The organism is Agromyces sp. NBRC 114283 (genome assembly GCF_030268405.1).
GTDB lineage: Bacteria > Actinomycetota > Actinomycetes > Actinomycetales > Microbacteriaceae > Agromyces > Agromyces mediolanus.
Genome location: NZ_BSQP01000001.1, coordinates 2,400,108 through 2,426,053, shown reverse-complemented (window position 1 = coordinate 2,426,053; position 25,946 = coordinate 2,400,108). Strand labels below are relative to the sequence as shown.

Genomic DNA, 25,946 nt, shown 5'->3' with positions numbered 1-25,946 from the left:
GGTGCGCAACAATCGCCGACTCCGATGGGCTGCAGTTCCGATCGCAGCGACGCTCACTCTTGTCCTCGCCGGGTGCACCCAGGCGCAGCTGAACGGATTCCTCCCCGGATTCATCGAGGGCGAGTCGCCCGCGACCAATCACACGGAGCGCGTCTCGGGTCTGTGGGTCACCTCCTGGATCGTGCTCCTCGTCGTGGGTGTGATCACGTGGGGCCTCACGATCTGGGCGGTCATCGCCTACCGTCGCCGCAAGGGCCAGACCGGTCTGCCCGTGCAGCTGCGGTACAACATGCCGATCGAGGTGTTCTACACGATCGTGCCGCTCATCCTCGTGCTGGGCTTCTTCGCCTTCACGGCGCGTGACCAGGCCGAGATCGAGAAGCGGTTCACCGCCGACGAGGTCGACGTCAAGGTCGAGGTCATCGCCAAGCAGTGGGCCTGGGACTTCAACTACGTCAACGAAGACGTGTACTCGCCCGGCATCCAGGCGCAGCTCGACGCGAGCGGCCCCGCCGGCTCGGTCGACCAGGCCGCACTGCCCACGCTCTACCTGCCGGTGGGTGCCAACGTCGAGCTCGAGCTCGAGTCGCGCGACGTCATCCACTCCTTCTGGGTCGTCGACTTCCTCTACAAGAAGGACATGTACCCGGGCAAGACGAACTACATGTCGTTCGTCCCCGAGCGCGAGGGCACCTACGCCGGCAAGTGCGCCGAGCTCTGCGGCGAATACCACTCGCTCATGCTCTTCAACGTCGAGGTCGTCTCGCAGGCCGAGTACGACGACTACATCCAGTCGCTCCGCGACGCCGGCCAGGAGGGCCAGCTGTCGAACGAGTACGACCGGAACCTGAACCTGCCCGGCACGGGCGCGCCCGAACTGAAAGAGGAGCACGAAGCCGAATGAGCACCACGACCGCACCGGCTCGACCGCAGTCGTCGAGCCTGCCGTTCGGCGCTTCGAAGGTGGAGCGCAAGGGGAACATCCTCGTCAAGTGGATCACCTCGACCGACCACAAGGTCATCGGGTACATGTACCTGATCACCTCGTTCATCTACTTCTGCATCGGCGGCGTGATGGCGCTGATCATCCGCGCCCAGCTGTTCGAGCCGGGCCTGGAGATCATCCAGACGCGTGAGCAGTACAACCAGCTGTTCACGATGCACGGCACGATCATGCTGCTGATGTTCGCCACCCCGCTCTTCGCGGGCTTCGCGAACGTGCTCATGCCGCTGCAGATCGGCGCCCCCGACGTGGCGTTCCCGCGTCTGAACGCCTTCGCCTACTGGTTGTTCAACTTCGGTTCGCTGATGGCGGTCGCCGGCTTCTTCACCCCGCAGGGCGCTGCCTCGTTCGGCTGGTTCGCCTATCAGCCGCTCGCCTCGACGACCTTCTCGCCTGGCGTCGGCGGCAACCTGTGGATGCTCGGCCTCGGCCTCTCCGGCTTCGGCACGATCCTCGGTGCGGTGAACTTCATCACGACGATCGTCACGATGCGCGCGCCCGGCATGACCATGTTCCGCATGCCGATCTTCACCTGGAACACGCTCGTCACCTCGATCCTCATCCTGATGGCGTTCCCGGTCCTCGCCGCGGCGATCCTCGCCGCCGGTGCCGACCGCGTCTTCGGCGCGCACATCTACGACCCCGCCAACGGCGGCGTCATCCTCTGGCAGCACCTGTTCTGGTTCTTCGGACACCCGGAGGTGTACATCATCGCGCTGCCGTTCTTCGGCATCGTGTCGGAGATCTTCCCGGTGTTCAGCCGAAAGCCGATCTTCGGATACAAGACCCTGATCTACGCGACGATCGCGATCGCGGCCCTCTCGGTCACCGTCTGGGCGCACCACATGTACGTCACCGGCTCCGTGCTGCTGCCGTTCTTCGCGCTGATGACCATGCTGATCGCCGTGCCGACGGGTGTGAAGATCTTCAACTGGGTCGGCACGATGTGGCGGGGCTCGATCACCTTCGAGACGCCGCTCATCTGGTCGCTCGGCTTCCTGATCACCTTCGTGTTCGGTGGCCTCACCGGTGTGATCCTCGCGTCGCCGCCGCTCGACTTCCACGTCTCCGACACGTACTTTGTCGTGGCGCACTTCCACTACGTCGTGTTCGGCACGGTCGTGTTCGCGATGTTCGCGGGCTTCTACTTCTGGTGGCCCAAGTGGACCGGCAAGATGCTCAACGAGACCCTGGGCAAGTGGCACTTCTGGCTGCTGTTCATCGGCTTCCACACCACGTTCCTGGTGCAGCACTGGCTCGGTGTCGTGGCCATGCCCCGTCGGTACTACTCGTACCTGCCCGAGGACAACATCACCTGGATGAACCAGCTGTCGACCATCGGCGCCGGCATCCTGGCGATCTCGCTCATCCCGTTCTTCCTCAACGTGTACATCACGGCGCGGAAGGCTCCGAAGGTCACGGTCAACGACCCGTGGGGCTACGGCGGATCGCTCGAGTGGGCCACCAGCTGCCCGCCGCCGCGGCACAACTTCACGTCGATCCCGCGCATCCGTTCGGAGCGCCCGGCGTTCGACCTCAACCACCCGGAGGCGGGCGTGCCCGTCGGCATCGGACCCGCGAAGGACGCCCCTGAGGCGCCGGTGTACGACGCCGCCAAGGAGGAGATCAAGTAATGCGCGCGAATGTCATCCTCTTCTGGATCCTCGCGGTCTTCCTCGCGATCATCGCGGCCGTCTACGGCGTGTGGACCGCTGCGAGCGGCATCGAGGTGAACGGCGGCCCCGAGTGGGCCGGCATGATCGCCATCGCACTCGCCGCCATCCTGTCCGCGTTCATCGCGTTCTACCTGGGACGCGTGCACAAGGCGCAGGGCGCTGAGCTCCCCGAGGACCGCCTCGACGCCAACATCGACGACGGCGACCCCGAGCTGGGCTTCTTCAGCCCGTGGAGCTGGTGGCCGATCGTGCTCGCGGGCGCCGCGGCGCTGGGCTTCCTCGGCCTCGCGGTCGGCTTCTGGATCTCGTTCATCGCGGTCCCGCTCGTGCTGATCTCGCTCGTCGGCTGGGTCTACGAGTACTACCGGGGCAACTTCGCCCGCTGACGCATCGCGTTTCGAACGGCCCGGCATCCGAATGGATGCCGGGCCGTTCCGCGTATGTGCGCGAGCGTGAGCGGTGGCGGCGTACGGCGGGCCGGGCTCCGTGCGCGGCGGCCGTACGCGGGCCTGTGTCACTCGCGAGCTGCGCCGGCTCCGGCATCATCGCCGACCGCCTCGAACACGAGCAGGTCGACCGCGAGGGTGATGGCGTCCGGGAGCTCCTGGGCGCCCGCTCCGGGCTCAGCGGCACGATGATGGGCCGACGGGCCCATCGCGATGATGGCCGCTGCGAGAGCGCCGTCAGCGGCGGCATCCTGATCGAGGACGAAGCGCGCGTCGACGGACCGCGCGGTGCGGAGCGCGAAGCTCGGAGCGAGCTCGTCGACGAGCGCGGCCGCCTTGCCCTCGGGGATGGTCAGCACACGACCGTCGGTGCGGAGTTCCCGCAGGTGCTCCGGTCGAGGTACGACGACGAGCAGCAGCCCGCCCGGGCGCAGGATGCGCCGGAACTCGCGCGCGTTGCGCGGAGCGAAGACGTCGAGCACGACGTCGATCGATGCGTCGCGGACCGGCAGCGGCTGCCAGGTGTCGGCGACGAGGCCGTCGACGGAGTCCGGCCGACGGCGGACGGTTCGCACGACCGCGGCGGGGGAGAGGTCCATCGCGAGCACCCGCGGCATCGTGTCGTTCGATCCGGACAGTGCCTCGAGCGCGAGCGTCGTGTAGTGGCCCGTGCCGCAGCCGGCGTCGAGCACGCGCGGCACAGGGCCGAGCGCGGAGCCCCGCAGCACGCTCGTGAGCTCGTGCTTGAGGGGATCGAAGAAGCCGGTGTCGTGCACGAGGTCACGGGCGTCGAGCATCGCGGCGTCGTCGCCGCGGAGGCCGGCGGAGGGCGCGCCGATCGCCGTGAGGTAGCCGCGCTTGTTCGCGTCGAAGGAATGCCCGTTCGGGCAGCGCAGCTGCAGCGGGGGGAGCGCCTCGAGCGGAGACGCGAAACAGCTCGGGCACCGCAGCCACTCAGACAGGGTCTGAATGGTCATGCGGTGCCCGAGCTGATGCTGAGCGGGTCGGCTCAGTGGTGCTCGCCGTGACCGGCCTCGAGCTCGCCCTTCGTGACCGGGGCGATCCGGTCCTCGAAGAACCAGCGCGACATGCCGGCGCGGAGGCGCTGACCGAAGGTGATCTTGCCGCGCGAGTTCGGGCGCAGCATGAGCGGCTCGTAGGTCTCGAAGCTGACCAGGCGCCAGCGCTCGTACTCGTCGAGCGGCTCGTGCACCTCGATGAACTCGCCACCGGGGAGCTTCACGATGCGGCCGGACTCGAAGCCGTGCAGCACGATCTCGCGATCCTTCTTCTGCAGGGCGATGCAGACGCGCTTCGTGATGAAGTACGCCACGAACGGCCCGAGGATGACCACGGCCTGGAGCGCGTGGATCACACCCTCCATGGTCAGCGAGAAGTGCGTCGCGAGGAGGTCGGAGCTCGCCGCGGCCCAGAGGCCCGCGTAGAACGTGACGCCGGCAGCGCCGATCGCGGTGCGGGTCGGGGCGTTGCGGGGACGGTCGGCGATGTGGTGCTCGCGCTTGTCGCCCTTCACCCAGGCCTCGATGAACGGGTACATCAGGGCGAGGACGATGAACACGCCGATCGCGATGATGGGCACCAGGATGTTGAAGGACCAGGTGCGGTCGAGCCAGACGAACTCCCAGCCCGGCGGGATGAGTCGCAGGGCGCCGTCGGCGAAGCCGATGTACCAGTCGGGCTGGGTACCGGCGGAGACGGGCGAGGGGTCGTACGGGCCGTAGTTCCAGATGGGGTTGATCGTGAACAGCGACGCGATGAGCGCCAGCACACCGAAGACGATGAAGAAGAAGCCGCCGGCCTTGGCCGCGTACACCGGGAGGATGGGCGGGCCGACCGCGTTGCCCGGGGTCTTGCCGGGGCCTGCGTACTGCGTGTGCTTGTGCACGACCACGAACACGAGGTGCAGTGCCACGAAGGCGACCACGAGTGCGGGCAGCAGCAGGATGTGCAGCGTGTAGAGGCGTCCGACGATGTCGGTGCCCGGGAACTCGCCGCCGAACAGCAGGAACGACATCCACGTGCCGACCAGGGGGAAGCCCTTGATCATGCCGTTGATGATCGCGAGGCCGTTGCCCGAGAGCAGGTCGTCGGGGAGCGAGTAGCCCGTGAAGCCCTCGGCCATGGCCAGGATGAACAGCACGAAGCCGATCACCCAGTTGAGCTCGCGCGGCTTGCGGAACGCACCCGTGAAGAAGATGCGCAGCATGTGCAGGCCGATGGCCGCCACGAACAGCAGGGCCGCCCAGTGGTGCATCTGGCGGACGAAGAGGCCGCCGCGGATGTCGAAGGAGATGTCGAGCGTCGACGCCATGGCGACCGACATCTCGACGCCCTTCAGCGGCACGTACGAGCCGTTGTAGTGCACCTCGGCCATGGAGGCCTGGAAGAAGAAGGTCAGGAACGTGCCCGAGATGAGCACGACCACGAAGGCGAAGAGTGCGACCTCACCGAGCAGGAACGACCAGTGGTCGGGGAAGGCCTTGCGGCCGAGCTCCTTGACGAAGCCCGCGATGCTCGTGCGTTCGTTGACGTAGACGGACGCCGCCGCGGTGAACGACCGCTTCTGCGGGGCGTTGGTGGTTGCGGTGCTCAATGACGCTCCCAGAAGCTCGGGCCGACAGGTTCGGTGAAGTCGCTCTGCGCGATGAGGTAGCCCTCGTCGTCGACGGCGATCGGCAGCTGCGGCAGCGGCCGCTTGGCCGGGCCGAAGATGACCTCGCAGTGGTTCGACACGTCGAACTGCGACTGGTGGCAGGGGCACAGCAGGTGGTGGGTGTGCTGCTCGTAGAGCGCCACCGGGCAGCCGACGTGCGTGCAGATCTTCGAGTACGCGACGATACCGTCGTACGACCAGTCCTTGCGCTCGGGGAGCTCGTTGAGGTCCTTCGGGTCGAGACGCATCAGCAGGACGGCGGCCTTGGCCTTCTCGTCGAGCTTGCCGTGCTCGAGGTCCTGGAGGCCCTCGGGGATGACGTGGAACGCGCTGCCCATTGTGACGTCGGACGCCTTGATCGGGGCGCCGGAGGGGTCGAGCGCGAGGCGCGTGCCCTTCTTCCACATCGTGTGGCTGAGCAACTCGATCGGGTTCTGGTCCTGCGGGGCGAGCCCGCGGAACAGCACGACGGCCGGGAGCGGGAAGACCAGGAGCGCGCCGATGAGGCTGTTGCGGATCACGGCGCGGCGGGAGAAGCCCGACTCGCGGTCGGCGTCCTGGAACACCTTGACCGCGGCGGCCTGCGTCTCGGGCGAGCCGCCGATCGGGTGGCGCTCGTCGACGAGCTCGACGTCGTACATGAGCGACTTCGCCCAGTGCACGGCGCCGAAGCCGATGCCGAGCAGGGCGAGCGTCGCGCCGAGGCCGATGAAGAGGTTGTTCAGCCGGACGTCGCCGACGTTGTTCGACTCCATCGGGAAGAGCATGTACGCGGCGATCGCCCACACGCTGCCGACGATCGACAGGTAGAAGAGCGTGTACACCGTGCGCTGGGCACGCTTCTCGCGCTTCGGGTCCTCGTCGGTGACGCGCGGACGGTGGGGCGGGAAGCCCGGGTTCTCGAACGCATCCTGGGCGATGAGCGCGGTGCCCGGCGAAGCGGCGGGCGCGGCGTGCGACGAGTCGGCAGCGGCGATCTCCGTGCCGCTGTGGTCGTCCTGAGCCATGGTTCTCCTTTGTGAAGCTTCTTCGATGCCGGGGTGCGTCAGTTGGACTTGGCCGTGATCCACACGGTGATCGCGACCAGCGAGCCGAGACCGAAGATCCAGATGAACAGACCCTCTGCGACCGGGCCGATCGAGCCGAGCTCGAAGCCGCCGGGCGAGCGGTTGTCCTGCACGTACTTGAGGTACGTGATGATGTCGCGCTTGTCCTCGGGCGAGATGTTCATGTCGTTGAACACCGGCATGTTCTGCGGGCCGGTGACCATGGCCTCGTAGATGTGCACGCCCGAGACGTCCGTCAGCGGGGGAGCGAACTTGCCCTCGGTGAGCGCACCGCCCGCGCCGGCCACGTTGTGGCACATGGCGCAGTTGATGCGGAAGAGCTCCGCACCGTTCGCGGCGTCGCCGCCGCCGTTGGTGAGGTGGTCGGCGGGGATGTCCGGGCCAGGGCCGAGCGAGGCGACGTAGTAGGCGAGCTGCTTGACCTGCTCATCAGTGAACTGGACCGGCTTCTGCTGCGCCTGCGGGCCCTGCATCTGCATCGGCATGCGACCGGTGCCGACCTGGAAGTCGACCGCCGCGGCGCCGACGCCGATGAGGCTCGGGCCTTCCTTCGTGCCCTGCGCCTCGAGGCCGTGGCAGGTGGCGCAGTTCGCCTGGAAGAGCTTCTTGCCCTCGTCGATCGTCTGCTGCGAGTTCGCGCTGGACTCGGCCTGGGCCGTGCCGGTGCTGAACGCCGCGTAGGCGCCGCCGGTGAAGACCAGACCCAGGGCGAGAAGTGCGACGGTGGCGAGCGGGTGCCGGCGGCCGGTGCGTCGCTTCTGGCGGTTCATAGGGCTCTTTCTGTTCTCGGACATACTGCGTCGGCGCTTCGGAATCATCACTTGAGCACGTAGATGACGAGGAAGAGGCCGATCCAGACCACATCGACGAAGTGCCAGTAGTACGAGACGACGATGGCGCTCGTCGCCTCCTTGTGGCCGAAGTTCTTGACCGCGAAGACCCGGCCGATGACGAGCAGGAACGCGATGAGACCGCCGGTCACGTGGAGGCCGTGGAAGCCGGTGGTGAGGTAGAACGCCGAACCGTAGGCGTTCGAGTCGATGGCGATGCCCTCGCTGACGAGCTGGGCGTACTCCCAGATCTGGCCGGCGACGAACACCGCGCCCATGGCGTAGGTGAGGAAGAACCACTCGACCATGCCCCACTTGAGCGGGTTGTACCAGGCGCCGGTCATGTACGGCTGCATGCGCTCGGCGGCGAAGACGCCGAACTGGCACGTGAAGCTGGACAGCACGAGGATGATCGTGTTCGTCAGCGCGAACGGAAAGTTCAGGCGACCCGCCTCGAACGTCCAGAGCTCGGGCGACGTCGACCGCAGCGTGAAGTAGATAGCGAAGAGGCCAGCGAAGAACATGACCTCGCTGCCGAGCCAGACGATCGTCCCCACCGCCACGGTGTTGGGCCGATTGATCACGGGCATGCTCGCCTGAGGAGTGATAGAGGTGCTCGTCACCCCTCCATTATGGCTGAAACCAGCGCTGAGTTTTCGTCAGGAGGGCAAGCCGTGTCCGTCCATTGAAGTAAGGTCACCCTCAGTTGCGCTGCGGGATCGCCGGGAATTCACCGTGAATCCGCGCCAGTAGGATCGAAGCCATGACGGCTCAACGCACCTGGCCCGCGATCATCGGCTCCCTCCTCGAGGGCGAGGACCTCAGCGTGTCGGACGCGGCGTGGTGCATGGAGCAGGTCATGACCGGCCAGGCGGGGGAGGCGCAGCTCGCGGGATTCCTCGTCGCGCTGCGGGTCAAGGGCGAGACCGTCGACGAGATCGTCGGCTTCCGGGACGCGATCCTCGAGCACGCGCTGCCGCTCCAGGTCGACCCCATGGCGCTCGACATCGTCGGCACCGGCGGCGATCGCTTCGGCACCGTGAACGTCTCGACGATGGCGTCGGTCATCGCCGCGTCGGCCGGCGTCCCGGTGGTGAAGCACGGCAACCGCGCCGCGAGCAGCGCCTCGGGCTCGTCCGACGTGCTGGCCGCGCTCGGCATCGACCTCTCGCTGCCCGCCGAGCGCGTCGCCGAGGTGCTCGGCGAAGCAGGCATCACCTTCGCCTTCGCCGGCGCGTTCCATCCCGGGTTCCGGCACGCCGGCCCGGTGCGCTCGCAGCTCGGCGTGCCCACCGTGTTCAACTTCCTCGGGCCGCTCTGCAATCCGGCTCGGCCCGAGGCATCCGCGGTCGGCGTCGCGCACCTCGATCGCGTCCCCCTCATCGTCGGCGTGTTCCAGACACGCGGGGCGACCGCCCTCGTGTTCCGCGGCGACGACGGCCTCGACGAGCTCACGACGACGGGCCACTCGCACATCTGGGAGGTGTCGCGGGGCACGGTGAAGGAGCACGACCTCGACCCGCGCGATCTCGGTATCCCGCGCGCCGACATCAGCGCCCTGGTGGGCGGCGACGCGGCGCACAACGCGGAGATCGTGCACCGCGTGTTCGCGGGGGAGCGCGGCCCGATCCGCGACATCGTCGTGCTGAACGCCGCAGCGGGACTCGTCTCGTTCGAGTTGGCCAAGGACCCCGCCCAGGTGCAGCGGGCGATCATCGATCGCTTCCGGGACAAGATGGCGGTCGCCGAGGAGGCGATCGACTCCGGAGCCGCGGCGCGCAAGCTCGGCGAGTGGGTCGCGGCGACCCAGCGCTGAGCCGGTCGCGACCGGCGGACGCGAGGATGCCCCGCACGAGCGTGCGGGGCATCCGTCGTCCTTCCCGATCGCGCGGCGCGACCGCCGTCAGCGCACGTCCTCGTCGACCCAGTCGAGGGTCTTCGTGACGGCCTTCTTCCAGAGCCGCAGCTCGCGCTCGCGCTCCTCGGCGTCCATCTCCGGCTCCCAGCGGCGGTCCTCCTGCCAGTTGGCGCGGAGGTCGTCGAGGCCCGACCAGAAGCCGACCGCGAGGCCCGCGGCGTACGCCGCGCCGAGCGCCGTCGTCTCCGCGACCACCGGCCGCACCACGGGAACGCCCAGGATGTCCGCCTGGAACTGCATGAGCGTGTTGTTCGCGATCATGCCGCCGTCCACCTTCAGCTCACTGAGCTCGACGCCGGAGTCCGCGTTCACGGCGTCCAGCACCTCGCGGGTCTGGAAGGCGGTCGCCTCGAGCGCGGCGCGGGCGATGTGCCCCTTGTTGACGTAGCGCGTGAGCCCGACGAGCGCACCGCGCGCATCCGGTCGCCAGTAGGGTGCGAACAGGCCCGAGAACGCGGGCACGAAGTACGCGCCGCCGTTGTCCTCGACGCTCTTGGCGAGCTCCTCGACCTCGGGTGCGCTGGAGATGAGGCCGAGGTTGTCGCGCAGCCACTGGATGAGCGAGCCGGTGACCGCGATCGAGCCCTCGAGCGCGTAGTGCGGGTCGTCGTCGCCGAGCTTGTACCCGAGCGTGGTGAGCAGCCCGTTCTTCGAATGCACGATCTCGGTGCCGGTGTTGAAGATCAGGAAGTTGCCCGTGCCGTAGGTGTTCTTCGACTCTCCCGGGTCGAACGCCGCCTGGCCGAAGGTCGCGGCCTGCTGGTCGCCCAGGATGCCGGCCACGGGCACCTCGCGGAGGAGGCTCGACGGCTCGACGGTCCCGTAGACCTCGGACGAGCTCTTGATCTCGGGGAGCATCGAGCGGGGCACGCCGAACGCCTCGAGGATGTCGTCGCGCCAGCTCAGCGTCTCGAGGTCCATGAAGAGGGTGCGGCTCGCGTTGGTGACGTCGGTGGCGTGCACGCCGCCGTCGGCACCGCCGGTGAGGTTCCACAGCACCCAGCAGTCGGTGGTGCCGAAGAGGAGGTCCCCGGACTCGGCCTTCTCGCGGGCGCCCTCGACGTTCTCCAGGATCCAGACGATCTTCGTCCCCGAGAAGTAGGTGGCGAGCGGGAGCCCCACGTCCTGCTTGAACCGCTCGACGCCGCCGTCGGCGGCGAGGCGGTCGACGATGCTCTGCGTGCGGGTGTCCTGCCAGACGATCGCGTTGTACACGGGCTGCCCCGTGTTCTTGTCCCAGACGACGGCGGTCTCGCGCTGGTTGGTGATGCCGACCGCGGCGATGTCGTGTCGGGTCAGGTCCGCTTTGCCGAGTGCCTGGCCGATGACCTCACGGGTGTTGTTCCAGATCTCCATGGGGTCGTGCTCGACCCAGCCGGCCTTGGGGAAGATCTGCTCGTGCTCGAGCTGTCCGGTCGAGACGATCGAACCGGACTTGTCGAAGATGATCGCCCGGGTGCTCGTGGTGCCCTGATCGATCGACAGGATGTAGTCGGCCATGGAATGGCTCCTCTCGCGTCCGCCTTCCGGCGGTCGCCGTCGTGGTGATGCTGAGGTTCAGGCGGTCGGAACGACTCGGGGCCTCCCTCCGAGAGGGCGGCCCCGAGTGAATTCAACCGAGGAGCGGCAGGGCGAAGATGGCCGCCCAGCCGGCGAGGACGCCGCCGATGATCGGACCGACGATGGGCACCCAGGAGTAGCTCCAGTCGCTCGAGCCCTTGCCCTTGATAGGCAGGATGGCGTGCGCGATGCGCGGGCCGAGGTCACGGGCCGGGTTGATCGCGTACCCGGTCGGGCCACCGAGGGAGGCGCCGATACCGACCACGAGGAGCGCGACCGGCAGCGCGCCCAGGGCGGCGAGGCCGGAGGCGTCGCCGTTGCGGCCGAAGCCGATCACGACGAAGACGAGCACGAAGGTGCCGATGATCTCGGTGACGAGGTTCCAGCCGTAGGAGCGGATCGCCGGGCCGGTCGAGAACACGCCGAGCTTGTTCGCCGGCTCGGGCTCCTCGTCGAAGTGCTGCTTGTACGCGAGCCAGCACAGCACGGCGCCGATGATCGCGCCGATCAGCTGCGCACCGATGTAGGTGATGACGCTCAGGAACGAGACCGCCACCGTCGTCCCCATCGCAGCGTTGCCGAACTCGGTCGCGCCGTTCGCGACGAGGCCGAGCGTCACGGCCGGGTTGATGTGCGCGCCAGAGGCGTATGACACGACCACACCGGCGAAGACCGCGAGGCCCCAGCCGAAGTTGACCATGAGGAATCCGCCGTTGAATCCCTTGGTGCGCACGAGTGCGACGTTGGCGACCACGCCACAGCCGAGCAGTACGAGCATCGCCGTGCCGACGAGCTCCGCGAGGAACAAGACCCCGAGATTGTCCACGTTGACTACCCATCCTTTCGCTGAGCCCGCGGGCCGCGCCCAAGGGCGGTGATAGTGCTCACCCTAGTCACAGACTCGGGCGCGGGGGAAGAGCGCTCCCTCGCCGCGTGTTCCGGGCGATTCATCCGAGCCCCCTTACCTGAACCGCTCGGCGGGGCGTAGGTTGGCGGTACTGCCGTTGCGGCGTCGGTGCCCTCTGCGCGACGCCGCGCGGCCCTGCGGGGAAGGGATTTGCGGTGAAGAAGATCATCAACGACCCGAAGCGCGTGGTCGACGAGTCCGTGGCGGGCTTCGCGGCCGCCCACGCCGATCTGGTGCGTGTCGAGTACGACCCGATCTTGGTCGTGCGAGCCGATGCGCCGGTCGCCGGCAAGGTCGGGCTCGTCAGCGGCGGAGGCAGCGGACACGAGCCGCTCCACGCGGGATATGTCGGCTACGGCATGCTCGACGCGGCGGTGCCCGGCGCCGTCTTCACCTCGCCGACGCCGGACCCGATCCTCGCCGCGACGAAGGCGGTCGACGGGGGAGCGGGCGTGCTCCACATCGTGAAGAACTACACGGGCGACGTGCTGAACTTCGAGACCGCGGCCGATCTCGCCGCGGCGGAGGGCATCGAGGTGCGTGCGGTCGTCACGAACGACGACGTCGCGGTGAAGGACTCCCTCTACACGGCCGGCCGCCGAGGGGTCGCGGGAACCGTGCTCGTCGAGAAGATCGCCGGCGCCGCCGCGCAGCGCGGCGATTCCCTGGACGAGGTGGCCGCCGTCGCCGAACGGGTGAACGCCAACGCACGTTCGATGGGCCTCGCGCTCACGCCGTGCATCGTGCCGCACGCCGGGGAGCCGAGCTTCACCCTGGCCGAGGACGAGATCGAGATCGGCATCGGCATCCACGGGGAGCCGGGTCGCGAGCGCATCAAGCTCGAGCCTGCCGACCGCTTGGTCGACCGGCTGCTCGACCCGATCCTCGAAGATCTGCCGTTCGGCTCGGGGGACCGCGTGCTGCTCTTCGTGAACGGCATGGGCGGGACGCCGCAGGTCGAGCTCTACCTCGCGTACCGACGGGCCGCCGAGGCGCTCGGAGAACGGGGGATCGAGATCGCCCGATCGCTCGTCGGCAACTACATCACCGCCCTCGAGATGCAGGGCATGTCGATCACCCTGCTGAAACTCGACGACGAGATGATCCAGCTGTGGGACGCGCCGGTGCAGACGGCCGCGCTCCGCTGGGGCCGGTAGAGAGGGGCTGAGCGTGGGCTTGGACATCACCTGGGCGGTCGACTGGGTGCGCCGCAGCGCGGAGACCGTCGCCGAGCATCGCACGAGGCTCATCGCACTCGATCGCGAGATCGGCGACGGCGATCACGGCGAGAACCTCGACCGCGGCTTCCAGGCCGTGCTGCCGAAGCTCGACGACCTCGCCGCGGGATCGACCCCTGGCGACGTGCTGAAGCTGGTGGCGACCACCTTGATCTCGACGGTCGGCGGTGCCGCCGGCCCGCTCTACGGCACCGCGTACCTGAAGGGGGCGATGGCGGCCGGGTCCGCGACCTCCCTCGATGGGCCGGCGATCGCCGCGGTGCTGACCGCCGCTCGTGACGGCATCGTCGCCCGCGGCAAGGCCGAGTCGGGCGACAAGACGATGGTGGATGCCTGGACTCCGGCGGTCGAGGCCGCGGATGCCGAGGCGGCGTCCGGTGCGGACGCCCGCACGGTCCTGGAGGCCGCGGCGAGCGCGGCGGAGGCCGGGGCGGAGGCGACCGAGCCGCTCGTCGCCAGGAAGGGGCGCGCGAGCTACCTCGGTGAACGGTCGGCCGGCCATCGCGACCCGGGGGCCGAGTCGTCGGCGCTTCTGCTGCGCGCCGCTGCGGACGCGGCCGTCGCGGCGGCGGGGGACTGAGGGGTGGGGTCGGCAGGCCGTGTTGGCCTCGTCTTCGTCTCGCACTCCGCGAAGATCGCCGAGGGGCTCGTCGAGCTGGCCGGTCAGATGGCTCCGGAGACGGCGCTCATCGCGGCGGGCGGCACGGACGACGGGCGGATCGGGACGAGCTTCGACCGCGTGAGCGCGGCGATCGCGGAGGCGGACGCCGGGCACGGCGTGGTCGTGCTCTGCGATCTCGGCTCGGCGATCCTGACCGCGGAGACCGCGCTCGATTTCCTCGACGACGAGGTGCGCGAGCGCGTGCGCATCGTGGACACCCCGATCGTCGAGGGCGGGGTGGCCGCTGCGGTCGCGGCGCAGGCCGGCGACGGGCTCGAGGCTGTGGTCGCTGCGGCTCGCAGCGCCGCCGGAGGCGAGGTCGATGGCGGTGAGGCATCCGCCGCCGGTCCCGGCTCGACGTTCGCTGCCGGAGCGAGCGGGCCCCAGCGTACCGTGCGACTCATCAACCCGTCGGGGCTGCACGCGCGCCCCGCGGCGGAGCTGGTGAAGCTCGCGAGCACCTTCGCCGAGCCGGTGACGGTGAACGGCACCGACGCGAAGAGTCTGCTCGCGATCATGGCGATGGGCCTGACGAAGGGCGCGGAGGTCGTCATCGCGAGCGCGGATCCCGCGGGCGGGGCGGCGGTCGACGCGCTCGCCGAGCTCGTGGAGTCCGGGTTCGGGGAGGTCTGACCGGGGCCGACCGTGTCGCCGGGGTCAGTTGCCGCCGCTGATTCGAATGTCCGTGCCCGTCGTGTAGCTCGCGTCGTCCGACAGGAGGTAGTCCACCGCGCCCGCGATCTCGTGGGGCTCGCCGGCGCGACCCATCGGGATCGATGCTGCGCGCTCGTCAGGAGCGTTCGGCCGGCCGGCATCCGCGTGGATCTCGGTGCGCGTCGTGCCGGGGGAGACCGTGTTCACCCGGACGCCTGCGCGCGCGAACTCCTTCGCGGTGCCGAGCGTGAGCACGTTCAGGGCGGCCTTGCTCATCGAGTAGGGCACGTAGCGGTTCGGCGAGCCGCTCGTCGCGGCGCCGGAGGAGATGTTCACGATCGAGCCGCCTCGTCCGCCGAGTTCGGTGGACATGTGCCGGATCGCCTGCTGGGTGATGAGGAGCGGGGCGAGGACGTTCACCCGGAAGACGAGCTCGCTCTCTTCGAGCGGGACGTCGAGGAAGCCGCCGATCTTGCCGGTGATGCCGGCGTTGTTCACGAGTCCGGTGACGGTGCCGAACTGCTCGATGGCGGCCGGCACGATGTTCGCGGCCGCGTCGAGGTCGGCCAGGTCGACACGGAGTAGCTCGACCCGGGCGCCGCTCGCGCGGAGCCGCGCGGCGAGTTCCTGCGCTTCGTCCTCCCGGCTGCGGTAGCTGAGCAGGAGCGCGTGCCCCTTGCCCGCGAGGCGCTCGGCGATGGCCCGGCCGATCCCGCGGGTGCCGCCGGTGATGATGGTCGCGGGTGTCGTGGGGGCAGAGCTCATGGGTCCAGCCTAGGCAGCGCGGCGGGGTGGCGGCGCCCGGCGTCGAGGCGTAGCATCCGGCCATGGCACGCGACGCAGCGAGCCGCCCAGGAGACGGCAACGCTTTCACCAGGTTCTTCGATCGAGTGGACTCCGCGCTCGAGCCGATCTTCGGCGCCCCGCCCTCGGTCGGTGACGTGGACCAGACGGATGCCGCCGAGCTTCGGACTCGGCCGTGTCCGGTCTGCGGTCACGCGATCTTCGAGCACACCTTCGACGACCTGTCCGGCAACATCGTCATGACGTGTCCCACCACCGAGCGGCTGCCGGAACGCGCGACGACGGGGCCGCTGAACGAGCTGGGCATGCCGGCGCAGGGGCGCCGGCTGGAACGGTACGAGCAGCGCGCCTCGGCGGGCTGAATGGCTGCGCTCAGCGGAGGGCGTGGAGGTAACGCCACCTCGTGACGCGCTGAGCGATCCGAAGCAGCGGGTAGGCGCGGTGCCACGGACCGTACGCTGCCGCGCGTGAGCGGGACCTGATGGTGAGGGTGATCACGCCGTCGGCGGCGCGATCGAGCACGAACGCTTCCTCGCCGTCGAGCGGGTGGCCCGGTCTCGTGGCGTAGGCGAATCCGACGCGCGACGGTTCGTCGACGACGGCGACCACTTCGACCGGTTCCGGGACGCTCCAAGCGAGGATGCCGGCGCGGACGATGAGCCGTGCGCCCGGCGTCGCGACCGCGCCGCCCGGAACGCGAAAGCCGCTGCGTGTCTTCACGCGCCAGCGGAGGAGATCCACCGCGGCGCGGTGCCACAGCTCGTCTCCGTCGCCGATCGCCCGGACGACCTCGCTCGTGTCGAATCCGGCAGTTGGCTGGAGACCGTCGAGCAACGACGGAGGAGTGTCATCGTCCGAGCGCATTCCGTCCGCCCCTTCTGAGTGCGTTCGGACAGGCTACTGGGTCTCCGTTTCGCTCCTGGGGATGTCGGTGGTCGGTGATTCACTGGCGCCATGACTGAGGTGCGACTGCAACGATGGTCTGACGACGATCTCGCCACGCTCCAGCGCAGCAACACGGCAGAGATGACGGCCCACCTCGGCGGCCCGGAGACGCCGGAGGCCGTCGAACGCCGCCACGAGCGGTATCTGGGGGAGTGGCGAGACGGTACCGCCCGTATGTTCCGCATCGTGATCGACGGGCACCCGGAGGGCGTCGGTTCCATCGGCTACTGGCCGCACGAGCACCACGGCGAAGCGGCGGTCGAGGCGGGGTGGGCCGTGGAATCTGGCTATCAGGGGCGTGGCATCGCGACCGGTGCGCTTCGCGCCCTCATCGCGGAGGTCCGCCGTCACGACCCCTCGGTCGCGATCTATGCGTACCCGCGCATGACGAACGAGGCCTCGGGCGCCATCTGCCGCAAGGTGGGCTTCGAACTCATCGGAGTCGAAGCCTTCGAGTACCCCCGCGGTCATGTCGAAGACTCGGGCGTGTGGGTGTTCCGCGGGCCTGCTGTGTGACGATGGGGCGATGCGAGCCTCACGCGCTCCGCGGACGACGGAGTATGAACGTGCTGTCGGCCACGCTGTACCGGAGCACCTCGTCGTCGGCGGCGCCCTCCTCGAACACCCGCACGTCACGGCCGAGCGCGGTGCCGCCGAGGGCGATGACGTCGCAGAGCGCGTCTGCTGCGGACTGGTCCGTGAGCTCGCGAAGGTCGAAGTCGAATGCGACCTCGCCCCAGTCGAAGAAGTTCACCTGGACCGACGAGGTCGGGTGCACGCGGATCGAGTCTCCCGCCGCGAGTCTCGACGCCGCCTGCTCGGCGAGCACGTGCGACCCGTCCGAGTTCCACTGCACCACCCAGCCGGTCTGTCGGAGCGCGTCGACGAGCAGCGGCCAGTGGCTCGCCGCCGATCCCTCCGCGTAGCAGTCGGGGAGCGCACCGGCTTCCGGCCCGAAGGCCTCGAGCAGTGCGTGCACGTCGACGCGAGCCCGGCTCACGCGACGAGCGTGTGCGCTGGCGTCGCGGCGCGCTGCACGATGCCCTGGGTGATGCCGCGCACGATCAGGCAGGCGAGGGGCACCGCGGCCAGCGTGAGCAGCTCGCCCACGATGCTGATCCACATCGAGACCCGCAGCTGCTCGAGATCCTCCGCAGCGAGGTAGACGCGGTACGAGACCTGCGATACGACATTCCCGGAGAGCCAGAGCAGCCACCAAGCGATCTGCCACGAGGGACGCACGCGTCCGGTGGCGCGCCACAGGTCCGAGATGTTCTGGTACGGGAACCACCAGCAGGCGATCGGGATGAACCAGGACCCGGCGTGCCATCCCGGGGTGCGCCGGGTCTGGCCCGCCACATGCTTCGCCGCATGGAACTGCCAGACGGCCCAGAGCACCGCGGTCGCAATCGTGGCGAGGGCGGCGGCGATGCTGATGACGAGGCTGCCCTGGTCGTAGAGGTCGAACAGGGCGGTTGATGTGTCGTTGCCGTTGAGGAAGTCGCTGGTGACGCTCACGCCGTAGATCTCGATGGCGAGGGTCATCGCGCCCGCCGCGCCGCAGGCAACCAGGAGAATCTGCGTGATCAGGGCTAGCTTGGCGAGCGAGCGGGGGTTCGTCGAACCCGGCAGCTGCTGCGGCTGGATCCACTGAGCGCCATCCCACCACCACGTCGTTCCCGACCCGTCGGGTGCTGGATACCAGCCTGGGGGAATCGCCGCAGGGGTCGTCGTCATCGGTGGATCCTTCGGGTTCTTCAATCGAATGAACGATTCGGACGGAACTGTCCGCTCGATGCTGTCACTCTAGTGAGCGGTGACCGATCATGGGAACCTTTGAACGTTTGCCTAGCCCGTGTCGCAGCGACCGGCGGGTTCTCCGTGCCCATCCGCCGGAGCAACGGGGAGTGGGTTCCTGCGCTACTACGTGACTCTGCCCTTCATTCGGACATAATGTGCATTATCGGCGAAACGAGAACCTGGTTCGATAGTGGACTAGCGCCGGTACATTCATCGAATGGCAGCGCTGCGTATCACCGGATGGGACGTCGTGCATCTGGATCGTCTGACCTTCATGTGGGTGCAGTTGATTCGGTTCGAGCTCGACGCCTCGAAGTCGGACCGTGAGCTGCTCCAACTCCTGATCTCGAGCCCGGGATACGGGCACGACTACGCGTCTCCGTTTGACGGCGAGGAACTGGTCGACCCGCCGGTCATTCACGGTCGCTGGTACGTGGGAGCGATTCACCAAGGTCGATTCTCCGAGACGAATGCAGAGCTTGCCAGGTCGATGATTCGAACCTGGGTTGATGAGCAGGACTGGCGTGATCCGGAGTACCGCCAGCCGTCAGACGTGCACGAGCGTCTCGGGCCGGTGTACGAGGTGTTGCGTTCGGGGCGCACCTATCGACTCAGGAACCCGTCGGACGATTTCCTCCACGAGTACGGCTGGGTTACCGGAAATCTCGGGTTTCATGAGTTCGTCACGATCGATCGACGCTCGGGAACCTTGCATCTCGTCGTCGCCAGCGACGACTGATGCTGCGTGTGCGTGCCTCAGTTGTCGATGTGGATGGCTCCGCCGAGTGCGGCCCACGCCCGCAGGAACTCGCTCGTGAGTGCGTACCCGAGCTGCTCGCCGCCGTTGGAGATGAAGCTGATGCGCAGCACGAGCTCGATCCCGTCGTCGCCCGCCGGCATCTGAAGGTCGACCGCTGCTCGGACGGCATCCCCGAGCACCTGGTCCAGTCGGCGCTGGCGATCGCGCCAATCCTCGCCCGGGATTCGCGCCAGGTCGACGAGATGGCGCGCCTGTCGTCGAAACCCAATTCGAGCGCGCGCTCGGCACTCGCGAAGGCGTAGCTCGCCGAGACGAGCAGATACCCGGGCTCGCTCACTGCGGGCCGAGCGCCTGACCGGCGGTGTGTGCGGCCGCGAGCGCATCGCTGTGCGAACGCTCCCCCGAGATGGTCGCGTCGGCATCGCCAGCGCGGGACCGGCTTCGACGCGACCTGACCGTCACCCAGGCGGTGCCGCCGGCGAGGAGGGCCAGGAATCCTCCGAGCCAGAAGATGAGTTCCATGCCGCTCCCCCGTTCCAGTAGCGGAAGCATACGCCCTGCGGGCGAAGAATGGTAGTGGTTTCTCCGATTCGCCTGGCGGCTGCGATAGCGTCGGAGGATGGCCATCACGATTCGCGCCGCGAGCGGCCCCGACTTCGCTGCGACCGAGGAGATCGAGCGCGACGCCGATCAGCTGTTCGTGGACCGCTTCGAGGCCCGGGATTGGCCGCCGCCGGGCACTGCGGACGAACGTGCCGCGGCGCCCGGGTTCACCCTCGTCGCCGCTTCGGGCGCCGAGCCATCGGCTCCCATTCTGGGTTTCGTCCAGGTACTCGAGATCGCGGGGCAGGCTCATCTCGAACAGCTGTCCGTTCGCCCGGACATGGGGCGCCGCGGAATCGGCGGTCAGCTCGTCGAAGCGGCCGCGGCCGAGGCGCAGACGCGCGGGTACACGGCGCTGACGCTGCGTACCTACGCGGACGTGCCGTGGAACGGCCTCTTTTATCTCCGGCACGGCTTCATCGAGACGGAACCGATCACGGACTTCGAGCTGCGCCTTCCGCCGATCGAGGTGGCGCTCGGGCTTGACGCCTATGGTCGCCGCATCCAGATGACCCGGACGCTCTGACGCCCGCGAGTCCTGCTCAGCCCCGCTCCCCCAGCTCGGCGCGGAGGGCCGCCGCATCCGCTCGATACATCGCCGCATGCTCAAGCAGATCCGCCCGTCCGCTCTCCGCCGCGCGCTCACGCGTGAACGCCTCGAGCTCGCCGAGTCGCTCGGCCGCGGCCGCGAGCACTTGCCGCGGCGAGGCATCCGTTCCGTACGCGTCGAGCAGCGTCAGGAGACGCGCGTCGCGGTCGAGCCCGTCGGCATCCGGCGCGTCCGCCGCGTACGGGACGATGCGGTAGGCGAGGTACGCGAGATCCCAGAGCCTGGGCCCGGGCGAGGCGAGATCGAAGTCGATCGCTCCGACGAGCTCGCCGTCGCGCACGATGAGGTTGTACGTGGCGAAGTCGTTGTGGCAGATGACCTCGACGGGCTCCCGCGCTGCGGTGCGCCAGACGAGATCGGCTCCAATCAGCGGCACGCTCGCGTCGTGGAGCCGCCGGAGCAGCGCGCCCGCGTCGCTCAGCACCCGCTCCGACCAGAGCACCGCGGGATCGGCCGACGCGAGGTTGTCGCCCTCGACGAACGAGAGCATCTCGCGGCCGCGCTCATCCAGCCCGAGCGGCACGGGGATGCCGGAGACGCCGGATTCGCCGAGCGCGGCCAGCAGCCGCTGCACGGCCGGCGTCCACTCCCCCGCGGGTCGCCGGACGGTGTCGCCGATGCGGACGACCTCGCCCATGTTGCCGCCGGCGAGCACCTCGCCGGTCTCACTCGTGACGGATCGGGAGGTGTTCGCGGCGTCGCTCATCCCGCGAGCCTATCGAGGCGTGCGGTCACGCCCCGACGTACTCGGCCAGGTGCTGCCCGGTTAGCGTCGATTTCGCCGCGACCAACTCGGCCGGCGTGCCCTCGAAGACGACGAGTCCGCCATCGTGCCCGGCGCCGGGGCCGAGGTCGATGATCCAGTCCGCGTGCGCCATCACCGCCTGATGGTGCTCGATCACGATGACCGACTTGCCGGAGTCGACCAGCCGGTCGAGCAGACCGAGCAGGTTCTCGACGTCGGCGAGATGCAGGCCGGTCGTGGGCTCGTCGAGCACGTAGACCTCGCCCGTCTCCCCCATCGCGATCGCGAGCTTCACGCGCTGACGTTCACCGCCGGAGAGCGTCGAGAGCGGCTGCCCGAGCGTGAGATAGCCGAGCCCGACGTCGGCGAGCCGGCCGAGGATGGCCACCGCGGCTGGGATCTTCGCCTCACCTTCGGCGAAGAACTCGCGCGCCCGCGCGACGGGGAGGTCGAGGACCTCGGTGATGTCGAGCCCGCCGAGCTTGTAGTCGAGCACGGCCGCCTGGAAGCGCTTGCCGCCGCAGTCCTCGCACGGCGTCTCGATCGTGTCCATGAAGCCGAGTTCGGTGACGATGACGCCCGAGCCTTTGCACGTCGGGCAGGCGCCCTCCGAGTTCGCACTGAACAGCGCCGGCTTCACGCCGTTCGCCTTCGCGAACGCCTTGCGGATCGGCTCGAGCAGCCCGGTGTACGTGGCCGGATTGCTCCGCCGAGAGCCCTTGATCGCGCCCTGATCGATGGAGACGACGCCCGGCCGCTTCACCACGGAGTTGTGGATGAGCGAGCTCTTGCCCGACCCGGCCACGCCCGTCACCACCGTGAGCACGCCGAGCGGCAGGTCGACGTCGACGTCGCGCAGGTTGTGCTCGTTGGCGCCGCGCACCTCGATGGCCCCGGAGGCGCTGCGCACCTCGGCCTTGAGCGAGGCGCGATCGTCGAGATGCCGACCCGTGAGCGTGCCGCTCCGCTTGAGCCCCTCCACGTCGCCCTCGAAGCAGATCTCGCCGCCGTTGCTGCCCGCCCCGGGGCCCAGGTCGACGACGTGGTCGGCGATCGCGATCGTCTCGGGCTTGTGCTCGACGACGAGCACGGTGTTGCCCTTGTCGCGCAACCGCAGGAGCAGGCCGTTCATGCGTTGGATGTCGTGCGGGTGCAGCCCGATCGTCGGCTCGTCGAACACGTACGTGATGTCGGTGAGCGAGGACCCGAGATGACGGAGCATCTTGATGCGCTGCGCCTCGCCGCCGGACAGCGTGCCGGACGGCCGCTCGAGGCTCAGGTAGCCGAGGCCCAGCGTGACGAAGGCGTCGAGGTTGGCGCTGAGCGCGCCGAGCAGCGGTCCCGCCTCGGGCAGATCCAGGCCGCGCACCCAGTCGGCGAGGTCGGTCACCTGCATGCGGCACGCGTCGGCGATGCTGATGCCGTCGATCTTCGAGGATCTGGCGCCCTCGGTGAGACGGGTGCCGTCGCACTCCGGGCAGGTCGCGAAGGAGGCGACCCGCTCGACGAACGCGCGGATGTGCGGCTGCAGCGCGTCGAGGTCCTTCGAGAGCATCGACTTCGTGAGCTTCGGGATGAGCCCCTCGTAGGTCATGTTGATGCCGCTGATCTTGACCTTCGTCACCTCGCCGTAGAGGAAGAGTTGCCGCTGCTTCTCGCTGAACTGTGCGATCGGCTTGTCGGCGGGATAGAAGCCCGACTCGGAGAAGCCCTTCACCATCCAGCCGTCGGCCGTGTAGCCGGGCACCATGATCGCGCCCTCGTTCAGCGACTTCGACTCGTCGACGATCTGCGAGAGGTCGAGGTCCGACACCTGCCCGCGGCCCTCGCAGCGCGGGCACATGCCGCCGAGGTAGATCGCGTCCTTGACGATCTTCTTCTCGCCGCCGGGTCCGGTCATCACCCCGCTCGCCTTCTGCGTCGGGATGTTGAACGAGAACGCGGTCGGGCCGCCGATGTACGGCTGCCCCAGCTTGCTGAACAGGATACGCAGCATCGCGTTGGCGTCGGTGACCGTGCCGACGGTGGATCGGGGGTTCGCCCCGAGCCGCTCCTGGTCGACGATGATCGCCGTCGTGAGCCCCTCGAGCACGTCCACGTCGGGGCGCGGCACCGAGGGCATGAAGCCTTGCACGAAGGCGCTGTAGGTCTCGTCGATCATGCGCCGGGACTCCGCCGCGATCGTGTCGAAGACGAGCGAGCTCTTGCCGGAGCCGGAGACGCCCGTGAACACCGTGAGTCGGCGCTTCGGGAGCTCGACGTCCACGTCCTTCAGGTTGTTCTCGCGGGCGCCCCGCACGAGGATGCGCTCGTGCTGGTCGGCGGGGTGCTCGGTGGCGGCGGGCGTCGGGGCATCGGTCATGGCTGCTCCATCATTCGGCGTTCGGCTTCGGCAGTGGTGGGTGGGCGGATGTCGCTCAGCTCGGCTGCTGGATGCGCACCATGTTGCCGGCGGGGTCGCGGAACGCGCAGTCGCGGACGCCGTACGGCTGGTCGATGGGCTCCTGCGCCACCTCGGCCCCGCTCGCCTGCACCCGGTCGAAGGCGGCGTCGACGTCGCCGGCCGCGAGGACGATGCTCGCGAAGGTGCCCTTCGCCATCATCTCGGCGATGGTGCGCTGCTCGTCCTCGGTGATGCCCGGGTCGGCGTTCGGCGGGTAGAGCACGACGGAGTTCGTCTGCTCCGGCGCGCCGAGCGTCAGCCAGCGCATGCCGTCGTAGCCGACGTCGTTGCGCAGCTCGAATCCCAGCACGTCGCGGTAGAAGGCGAGGGATGCCTCGGCATCCGTGTGCGGAAGGAAGGTGTACTGAATCGAGATGTCCATGCGCGTCACGCTAGTCGCTGGGGTTTCGGGCGCGCTTCTCGATTCCTGATCGGTCTCGTCGCGCGTTTGGCGAGGACCGACGGCACGCCCTCGAGGGGCCCCGCCGCTTGCGCGCGGAACTCGCTCGGCGGCACGCCGACGAGCTCCGTGAAGCGGGTGCTGAACGTGCCGAGCGAGGAGCAGCCCACCTCGAAGCAGACCTCGGTCACGCTGAGGTCGCCGCGCCGGAGCAGCGCCATCGCGCGCTCGATGCGGCGGGTCATGAGGTAGCTGTAGACCGACTCGCCGTAGGCCGCCTTGAACGCGCGGCTGAGATGGCCGGCGGACAGGTTCGCCCCGCGGGCGAGTTCGTCGACGTTCAACGGCCGGGCGTACTCGCGGTCGATGCGATCGCGGACGCGGCGCAGACGCGCCAGGTCTGCGAGCCGCTGTCGCTCGCGGTCGGCGTCGGCGTGCTCGGCCATCTCTCCCCCGGTGCATCGTTCGGCGAGGGCGGCGCGCACCGCCCGCTCGGAGCCTGAAGCGACGCTAGCGCACCCGAGCGACATCCGTTCCATGGCGCGACCGTTTAGCTCCCGTCGCGAAAGGTCGCATCGCGACGCGCGGGTTCACATCCGACACTCAGCTTGCGTGGCGGCCTAGCCTGGCCCCGTATCTCCCAGTCGTGAGAAAGGAACCGCTCATGTCAACGCCCCAGTCGGACGGCGTCTTCGCTGCGTTCTCGCTCGATGCGAGGGACCTGACGAAGTCCGCCATCAACACGGTGCGCGCCACCCTGGGCATCTCCGGTGCCGTCGCGCTCATCTTCGGTCTGCTGATCACGTTCTGGCCGAAGAACTCCGCCGTGGTCATCACGATCCTCTTCGGGATCTACTTCATCATCGCCGGCCTCGCCTACCTCGGCCTGGGCATCTTCTCCAAGGGGATCTCGGGCGGGGCGAGGGCGCTCGACATCATCCTCGGCGTCCTGTTCGTCATCGGCGGTGTGATCGTGCTCGCGAACCCCAGCGAGTCGGCCGTCATCCTCGGACTGTTCCTCGGCCTCTTCGTCGGCATCCTGTGGATCGTCGAGGGCATCGTGGCACTCGTCCAGTCGGGCGACGCCGCGTCGAAGGGGTGGGCGATCTTCTTCGGCATCCTGAGCGTCGTGGCCGGTGTCGTGCTGCTCTTCTCGCCGCTCTGGGGCGCCGTGGTGCTGTTCATCTTCGCGGGAATCGCGCTCATCGTGCTCGGCATCGTGCAGATCGTGCGCGCGTTCACCTTCGGCAAGGGCGTCGCCGCCTGACCCGGAACCGCAACGACGACGGCCGGCCGTCGGAAGCCCCGCTTCCGTCGGCCGGCCGTTTCGTCTTCGGCGCTCTCGCCCGTCAGGCCTCGGGGGCGAAGCCCGAGACGTCGCCGACGAGGCGCGTGTGCTCGGCGGGGATGGGGTCCACGGCGGCCTGCGCGACCTCGGCTGCGAACTCGGACACGTTGTAGAGGCGGCCCGCGTCCTCACGGCGGGCGGCGATGGCGCCGGGGTTCGCACGCTCGAGCAGGGTGGCGGTGATGGTGCCCTCGATCATGTCGCCCGAGACGACCACGAACTCGATGCCCGCCGCGTCGAACTCGGGGAGCTTCGCGCGGAGCGCGTCCTCTCCGGCGCGCTTCGACAGCGCCACCGGCTCGTACTCGGGCATCGTCGGGGTGGTGCGGATGAAGTGGGCCTGGTGGCTCGTCACGAAGACGATCCGCGCGCCCTCGGCGAGGAACGGCATGGCCTGCTCGACGACGTTGAGCTGCGCGTCGCGGTTCAGCCGCATGGCGTAGTCCTCGCCCATGCCGGACTCCATGCCGCCGGAGGCGTTCAGCACGAGCAGGTCGACTCGGCCGAGCTCGGCGACGGTGCGCTCGAACATCGCGGTGACGGAGGCCGCATCGGTGAGGTCGGCGCCGACCGCGATGGCGCGGCCGCCGGCCTCGGTGATCTCAGCGACGACCTTCTCGGCGCGCGGGGCCTTGCTGCGGTAGTTCACGACGACCGAGGCGCCGGCGGCGGCGAGATACCGCACCGTGTCGGCGCCGATGCCCCGGGACGAACCGGTCACGAGCGCGACCTTGCCGTCGAGCGTTGCGGGGGCGAGCGGGCTGGTCACTGGCGGACTCCTCGGGGTCGGTTCGGGCGCCCGAACGGACGCCGAACCCGAGGATATCAATCCCCGTATGCCGAGGTCGGGCTGC

30 protein-coding genes are annotated in these 25,946 nt (G+C 68.8%); 12 read left to right on the top strand and 18 right to left on the bottom strand.

Annotated features, from left to right (window positions below):
- Nucleotide 1 precedes the first annotated feature (1 nt).
- From ctaC to QSJ60_RS11715, 3 genes are read left to right on the top strand one after another with little or no spacing between them, the layout of a single operon-like run.
- Nucleotides 2-904 carry an aa3-type cytochrome oxidase subunit II gene (ctaC, locus tag QSJ60_RS11725; protein WP_189086384.1) on the top strand — a complete coding sequence of 301 codons (903 nt, stop codon included), beginning with the start codon at nucleotides 2-4 and terminating at the stop codon, nucleotides 902-904.
- The gene (gene ctaD / locus QSJ60_RS11720; protein WP_230768763.1) at nucleotides 901-2,637 is read left to right on the top strand and encodes an aa3-type cytochrome oxidase subunit I; all 1,737 of its coding nucleotides are present in this window, start codon (nucleotides 901-903) and stop codon (nucleotides 2,635-2,637) included. Before ctaC ends, ctaD begins: the two co-directional genes overlap by 4 nt.
- On the top strand, nucleotides 2,637-3,065 hold the full coding sequence (locus tag QSJ60_RS11715; protein WP_189086382.1) for a cytochrome c oxidase subunit 4: 429 nt from the start codon (nucleotides 2,637-2,639) through the stop codon (nucleotides 3,063-3,065). The genes ctaD and QSJ60_RS11715 overlap by 1 nt, the downstream gene beginning before the upstream one ends.
- 128 nt (nucleotides 3,066-3,193) lie before the next feature.
- Here the strand turns inward: QSJ60_RS11715 and QSJ60_RS11710 are convergent, their stop codons facing one another.
- From QSJ60_RS11710 to ctaE, 5 genes are read right to left on the bottom strand one after another with little or no spacing between them, the layout of a single operon-like run.
- Entirely contained in the window at nucleotides 3,194-4,102 is a 909-nt protein-coding gene (locus QSJ60_RS11710) for a methyltransferase domain-containing protein (RefSeq protein WP_285463712.1), read from the bottom strand.
- A gap of 32 nt (nucleotides 4,103-4,134) precedes the next feature.
- Nucleotides 4,135-5,739 carry a cytochrome bc1 complex cytochrome b subunit gene (gene qcrB, locus QSJ60_RS11705; RefSeq protein ID WP_189086380.1) on the bottom strand — a complete coding sequence of 535 codons (1,605 nt, stop codon included), beginning with the start codon at nucleotides 5,737-5,739 and terminating at the stop codon, nucleotides 4,135-4,137.
- Nucleotides 5,736-6,806, bottom strand: coding sequence for a cytochrome bc1 complex Rieske iron-sulfur subunit (gene qcrA / locus QSJ60_RS11700; protein ID WP_189086379.1), 1,071 nt, complete (start codon nucleotides 6,804-6,806; stop codon nucleotides 5,736-5,738). The genes qcrB and qcrA overlap by 4 nt, the downstream gene beginning before the upstream one ends.
- A gap of 38 nt (nucleotides 6,807-6,844) precedes the next feature.
- Nucleotides 6,845-7,636, bottom strand: a complete 792-nt coding sequence (gene qcrC / locus QSJ60_RS11695) for a cytochrome bc1 complex diheme cytochrome c subunit (protein WP_230768765.1) — start codon at nucleotides 7,634-7,636, stop codon at nucleotides 6,845-6,847.
- A 47-nt stretch (nucleotides 7,637-7,683) separates the two neighbouring features.
- Entirely contained in the window at nucleotides 7,684-8,286 is a 603-nt protein-coding gene (ctaE, locus tag QSJ60_RS11690; protein ID WP_189086519.1) for an aa3-type cytochrome oxidase subunit III, read from the bottom strand.
- A gap of 173 nt (nucleotides 8,287-8,459) precedes the next feature.
- Between ctaE and trpD the strand changes: the two genes are divergently transcribed.
- Nucleotides 8,460-9,512 (top strand): anthranilate phosphoribosyltransferase, encoded by a 1,053-nt coding sequence (trpD, locus tag QSJ60_RS11685; RefSeq protein ID WP_230768766.1) that lies wholly within the window; start codon nucleotides 8,460-8,462, stop codon nucleotides 9,510-9,512.
- An 87-nt stretch (nucleotides 9,513-9,599) separates the two neighbouring features.
- Here trpD and glpK read toward each other — a convergent pair whose 3' ends face one another.
- Nucleotides 9,600-11,114 carry a glycerol kinase GlpK gene (gene glpK / locus QSJ60_RS11680; RefSeq protein WP_285463711.1) on the bottom strand — a complete coding sequence of 505 codons (1,515 nt, stop codon included), beginning with the start codon at nucleotides 11,112-11,114 and terminating at the stop codon, nucleotides 9,600-9,602.
- A gap of 112 nt (nucleotides 11,115-11,226) precedes the next feature.
- Complete coding sequence (locus QSJ60_RS11675; protein WP_285463710.1) at nucleotides 11,227-12,000, bottom strand: MIP/aquaporin family protein; 774 nt, start codon at nucleotides 11,998-12,000, stop codon at nucleotides 11,227-11,229.
- 236 nt (nucleotides 12,001-12,236) lie between these two features.
- Between QSJ60_RS11675 and dhaK the strand changes: the two genes are divergently transcribed.
- From dhaK to dhaM, 3 genes are read left to right on the top strand one after another with little or no spacing between them, the layout of a single operon-like run.
- Nucleotides 12,237-13,238 carry a dihydroxyacetone kinase subunit DhaK gene (gene dhaK / locus QSJ60_RS11670; protein WP_285463709.1) on the top strand — a complete coding sequence of 334 codons (1,002 nt, stop codon included), beginning with the start codon at nucleotides 12,237-12,239 and terminating at the stop codon, nucleotides 13,236-13,238.
- Between the two features lie 13 nt (nucleotides 13,239-13,251).
- Nucleotides 13,252-13,899: a dihydroxyacetone kinase subunit DhaL gene (gene dhaL / locus QSJ60_RS11665; protein ID WP_189086761.1), complete on the top strand. Its 648-nt coding sequence runs from the start codon at nucleotides 13,252-13,254 to the stop codon at nucleotides 13,897-13,899.
- A 3-nt stretch (nucleotides 13,900-13,902) separates the two neighbouring features.
- The gene (gene dhaM / locus QSJ60_RS11660; protein ID WP_285463707.1) at nucleotides 13,903-14,613 is read left to right on the top strand and encodes a dihydroxyacetone kinase phosphoryl donor subunit DhaM; all 711 of its coding nucleotides are present in this window, start codon (nucleotides 13,903-13,905) and stop codon (nucleotides 14,611-14,613) included.
- A gap of 24 nt (nucleotides 14,614-14,637) precedes the next feature.
- Here the strand turns inward: dhaM and QSJ60_RS11655 are convergent, their stop codons facing one another.
- Nucleotides 14,638-15,399: an SDR family NAD(P)-dependent oxidoreductase gene (locus tag QSJ60_RS11655; RefSeq protein WP_285463706.1), complete on the bottom strand. Its 762-nt coding sequence runs from the start codon at nucleotides 15,397-15,399 to the stop codon at nucleotides 14,638-14,640.
- 62 nt (nucleotides 15,400-15,461) lie between these two features.
- Here QSJ60_RS11655 and QSJ60_RS11650 point away from each other — a divergent pair, with 62 nt between their 5' ends.
- Entirely contained in the window at nucleotides 15,462-15,800 is a 339-nt protein-coding gene (locus QSJ60_RS11650; protein WP_285463705.1) for a hypothetical protein, read from the top strand.
- 10 nt (nucleotides 15,801-15,810) lie between these two features.
- On the opposite strand, the gene QSJ60_RS11645 is transcribed toward QSJ60_RS11650, so the two are convergent.
- On the bottom strand, nucleotides 15,811-16,302 hold the full coding sequence (locus QSJ60_RS11645) for a DUF1990 family protein (RefSeq protein ID WP_285463703.1): 492 nt from the start codon (nucleotides 16,300-16,302) through the stop codon (nucleotides 15,811-15,813).
- 90 nt (nucleotides 16,303-16,392) lie between these two features.
- Between QSJ60_RS11645 and QSJ60_RS11640 the strand changes: the two genes are divergently transcribed.
- Nucleotides 16,393-16,899 (top strand): GNAT family N-acetyltransferase, encoded by a 507-nt coding sequence (locus QSJ60_RS11640; RefSeq protein ID WP_285463702.1) that lies wholly within the window; start codon nucleotides 16,393-16,395, stop codon nucleotides 16,897-16,899.
- A 19-nt stretch (nucleotides 16,900-16,918) separates the two neighbouring features.
- Here the strand turns inward: QSJ60_RS11640 and QSJ60_RS11635 are convergent, their stop codons facing one another.
- A complete protein-coding gene (locus QSJ60_RS11635; protein ID WP_285463701.1) occupies nucleotides 16,919-17,383 on the bottom strand; it encodes a hypothetical protein in 465 nt (154 codons plus the stop codon).
- A complete protein-coding gene (locus tag QSJ60_RS11630) occupies nucleotides 17,380-18,120 on the bottom strand; it encodes a DUF4328 domain-containing protein (RefSeq protein ID WP_285463700.1) in 741 nt (246 codons plus the stop codon). The genes QSJ60_RS11635 and QSJ60_RS11630 overlap by 4 nt, the downstream gene beginning before the upstream one ends.
- A 280-nt stretch (nucleotides 18,121-18,400) precedes the next feature.
- Here QSJ60_RS11630 and QSJ60_RS11625 point away from each other — a divergent pair, with 280 nt between their 5' ends.
- Nucleotides 18,401-18,922 carry a hypothetical protein gene (locus tag QSJ60_RS11625; protein ID WP_285463699.1) on the top strand — a complete coding sequence of 174 codons (522 nt, stop codon included), beginning with the start codon at nucleotides 18,401-18,403 and terminating at the stop codon, nucleotides 18,920-18,922.
- Nucleotides 18,923-18,939: 17 nt separating this feature from the next.
- Here QSJ60_RS11625 and QSJ60_RS11620 read toward each other — a convergent pair whose 3' ends face one another.
- Both QSJ60_RS11620 and QSJ60_RS11615 read right to left on the bottom strand, forming a co-directional pair.
- The gene (locus QSJ60_RS11620; RefSeq protein WP_285463698.1) at nucleotides 18,940-19,122 is read right to left on the bottom strand and encodes a hypothetical protein; all 183 of its coding nucleotides are present in this window, start codon (nucleotides 19,120-19,122) and stop codon (nucleotides 18,940-18,942) included.
- A gap of 154 nt (nucleotides 19,123-19,276) precedes the next feature.
- Nucleotides 19,277-19,465, bottom strand: coding sequence for a hypothetical protein (locus tag QSJ60_RS11615; protein ID WP_285463697.1), 189 nt, complete (start codon nucleotides 19,463-19,465; stop codon nucleotides 19,277-19,279).
- A gap of 97 nt (nucleotides 19,466-19,562) precedes the next feature.
- On the opposite strand from QSJ60_RS11615, the gene QSJ60_RS11610 reads away from it, so the two are divergent.
- Nucleotides 19,563-20,072, top strand: a complete 510-nt coding sequence (locus QSJ60_RS11610) for a GNAT family N-acetyltransferase (RefSeq protein WP_285463696.1) — start codon at nucleotides 19,563-19,565, stop codon at nucleotides 20,070-20,072.
- 16 nt (nucleotides 20,073-20,088) lie between these two features.
- Here the strand turns inward: QSJ60_RS11610 and QSJ60_RS11605 are convergent, their stop codons facing one another.
- Genes QSJ60_RS11605 through QSJ60_RS11590 form a run of 4 tightly spaced genes read right to left on the bottom strand, consistent with a single transcriptional unit; the run spans nucleotide 20,089 to nucleotide 24,190 of the window.
- A complete protein-coding gene (locus tag QSJ60_RS11605; RefSeq protein ID WP_285463695.1) occupies nucleotides 20,089-20,862 on the bottom strand; it encodes a phosphotransferase in 774 nt (257 codons plus the stop codon).
- Between the two features lie 25 nt (nucleotides 20,863-20,887).
- Nucleotides 20,888-23,263, bottom strand: a complete 2,376-nt coding sequence (locus QSJ60_RS11600) for an ATP-binding cassette domain-containing protein (RefSeq protein WP_285463694.1) — start codon at nucleotides 23,261-23,263, stop codon at nucleotides 20,888-20,890.
- Between the two features lie 55 nt (nucleotides 23,264-23,318).
- The gene (locus QSJ60_RS11595) at nucleotides 23,319-23,726 is read right to left on the bottom strand and encodes a VOC family protein (RefSeq protein WP_230768738.1); all 408 of its coding nucleotides are present in this window, start codon (nucleotides 23,724-23,726) and stop codon (nucleotides 23,319-23,321) included.
- A 5-nt stretch (nucleotides 23,727-23,731) separates the two neighbouring features.
- Entirely contained in the window at nucleotides 23,732-24,190 is a 459-nt protein-coding gene (locus QSJ60_RS11590) for a helix-turn-helix transcriptional regulator (protein ID WP_189086774.1), read from the bottom strand.
- Between the two features lie 218 nt (nucleotides 24,191-24,408).
- On the opposite strand from QSJ60_RS11590, the gene QSJ60_RS11585 reads away from it, so the two are divergent.
- A complete protein-coding gene (locus tag QSJ60_RS11585; protein WP_230768739.1) occupies nucleotides 24,409-25,011 on the top strand; it encodes an HdeD family acid-resistance protein in 603 nt (200 codons plus the stop codon).
- An 82-nt stretch (nucleotides 25,012-25,093) separates the two neighbouring features.
- Here the strand turns inward: QSJ60_RS11585 and QSJ60_RS11580 are convergent, their stop codons facing one another.
- Nucleotides 25,094-25,861, bottom strand: coding sequence for an SDR family oxidoreductase (locus QSJ60_RS11580; protein ID WP_230768740.1), 768 nt, complete (start codon nucleotides 25,859-25,861; stop codon nucleotides 25,094-25,096).
- Nucleotides 25,862-25,946 lie beyond the last annotated feature (85 nt).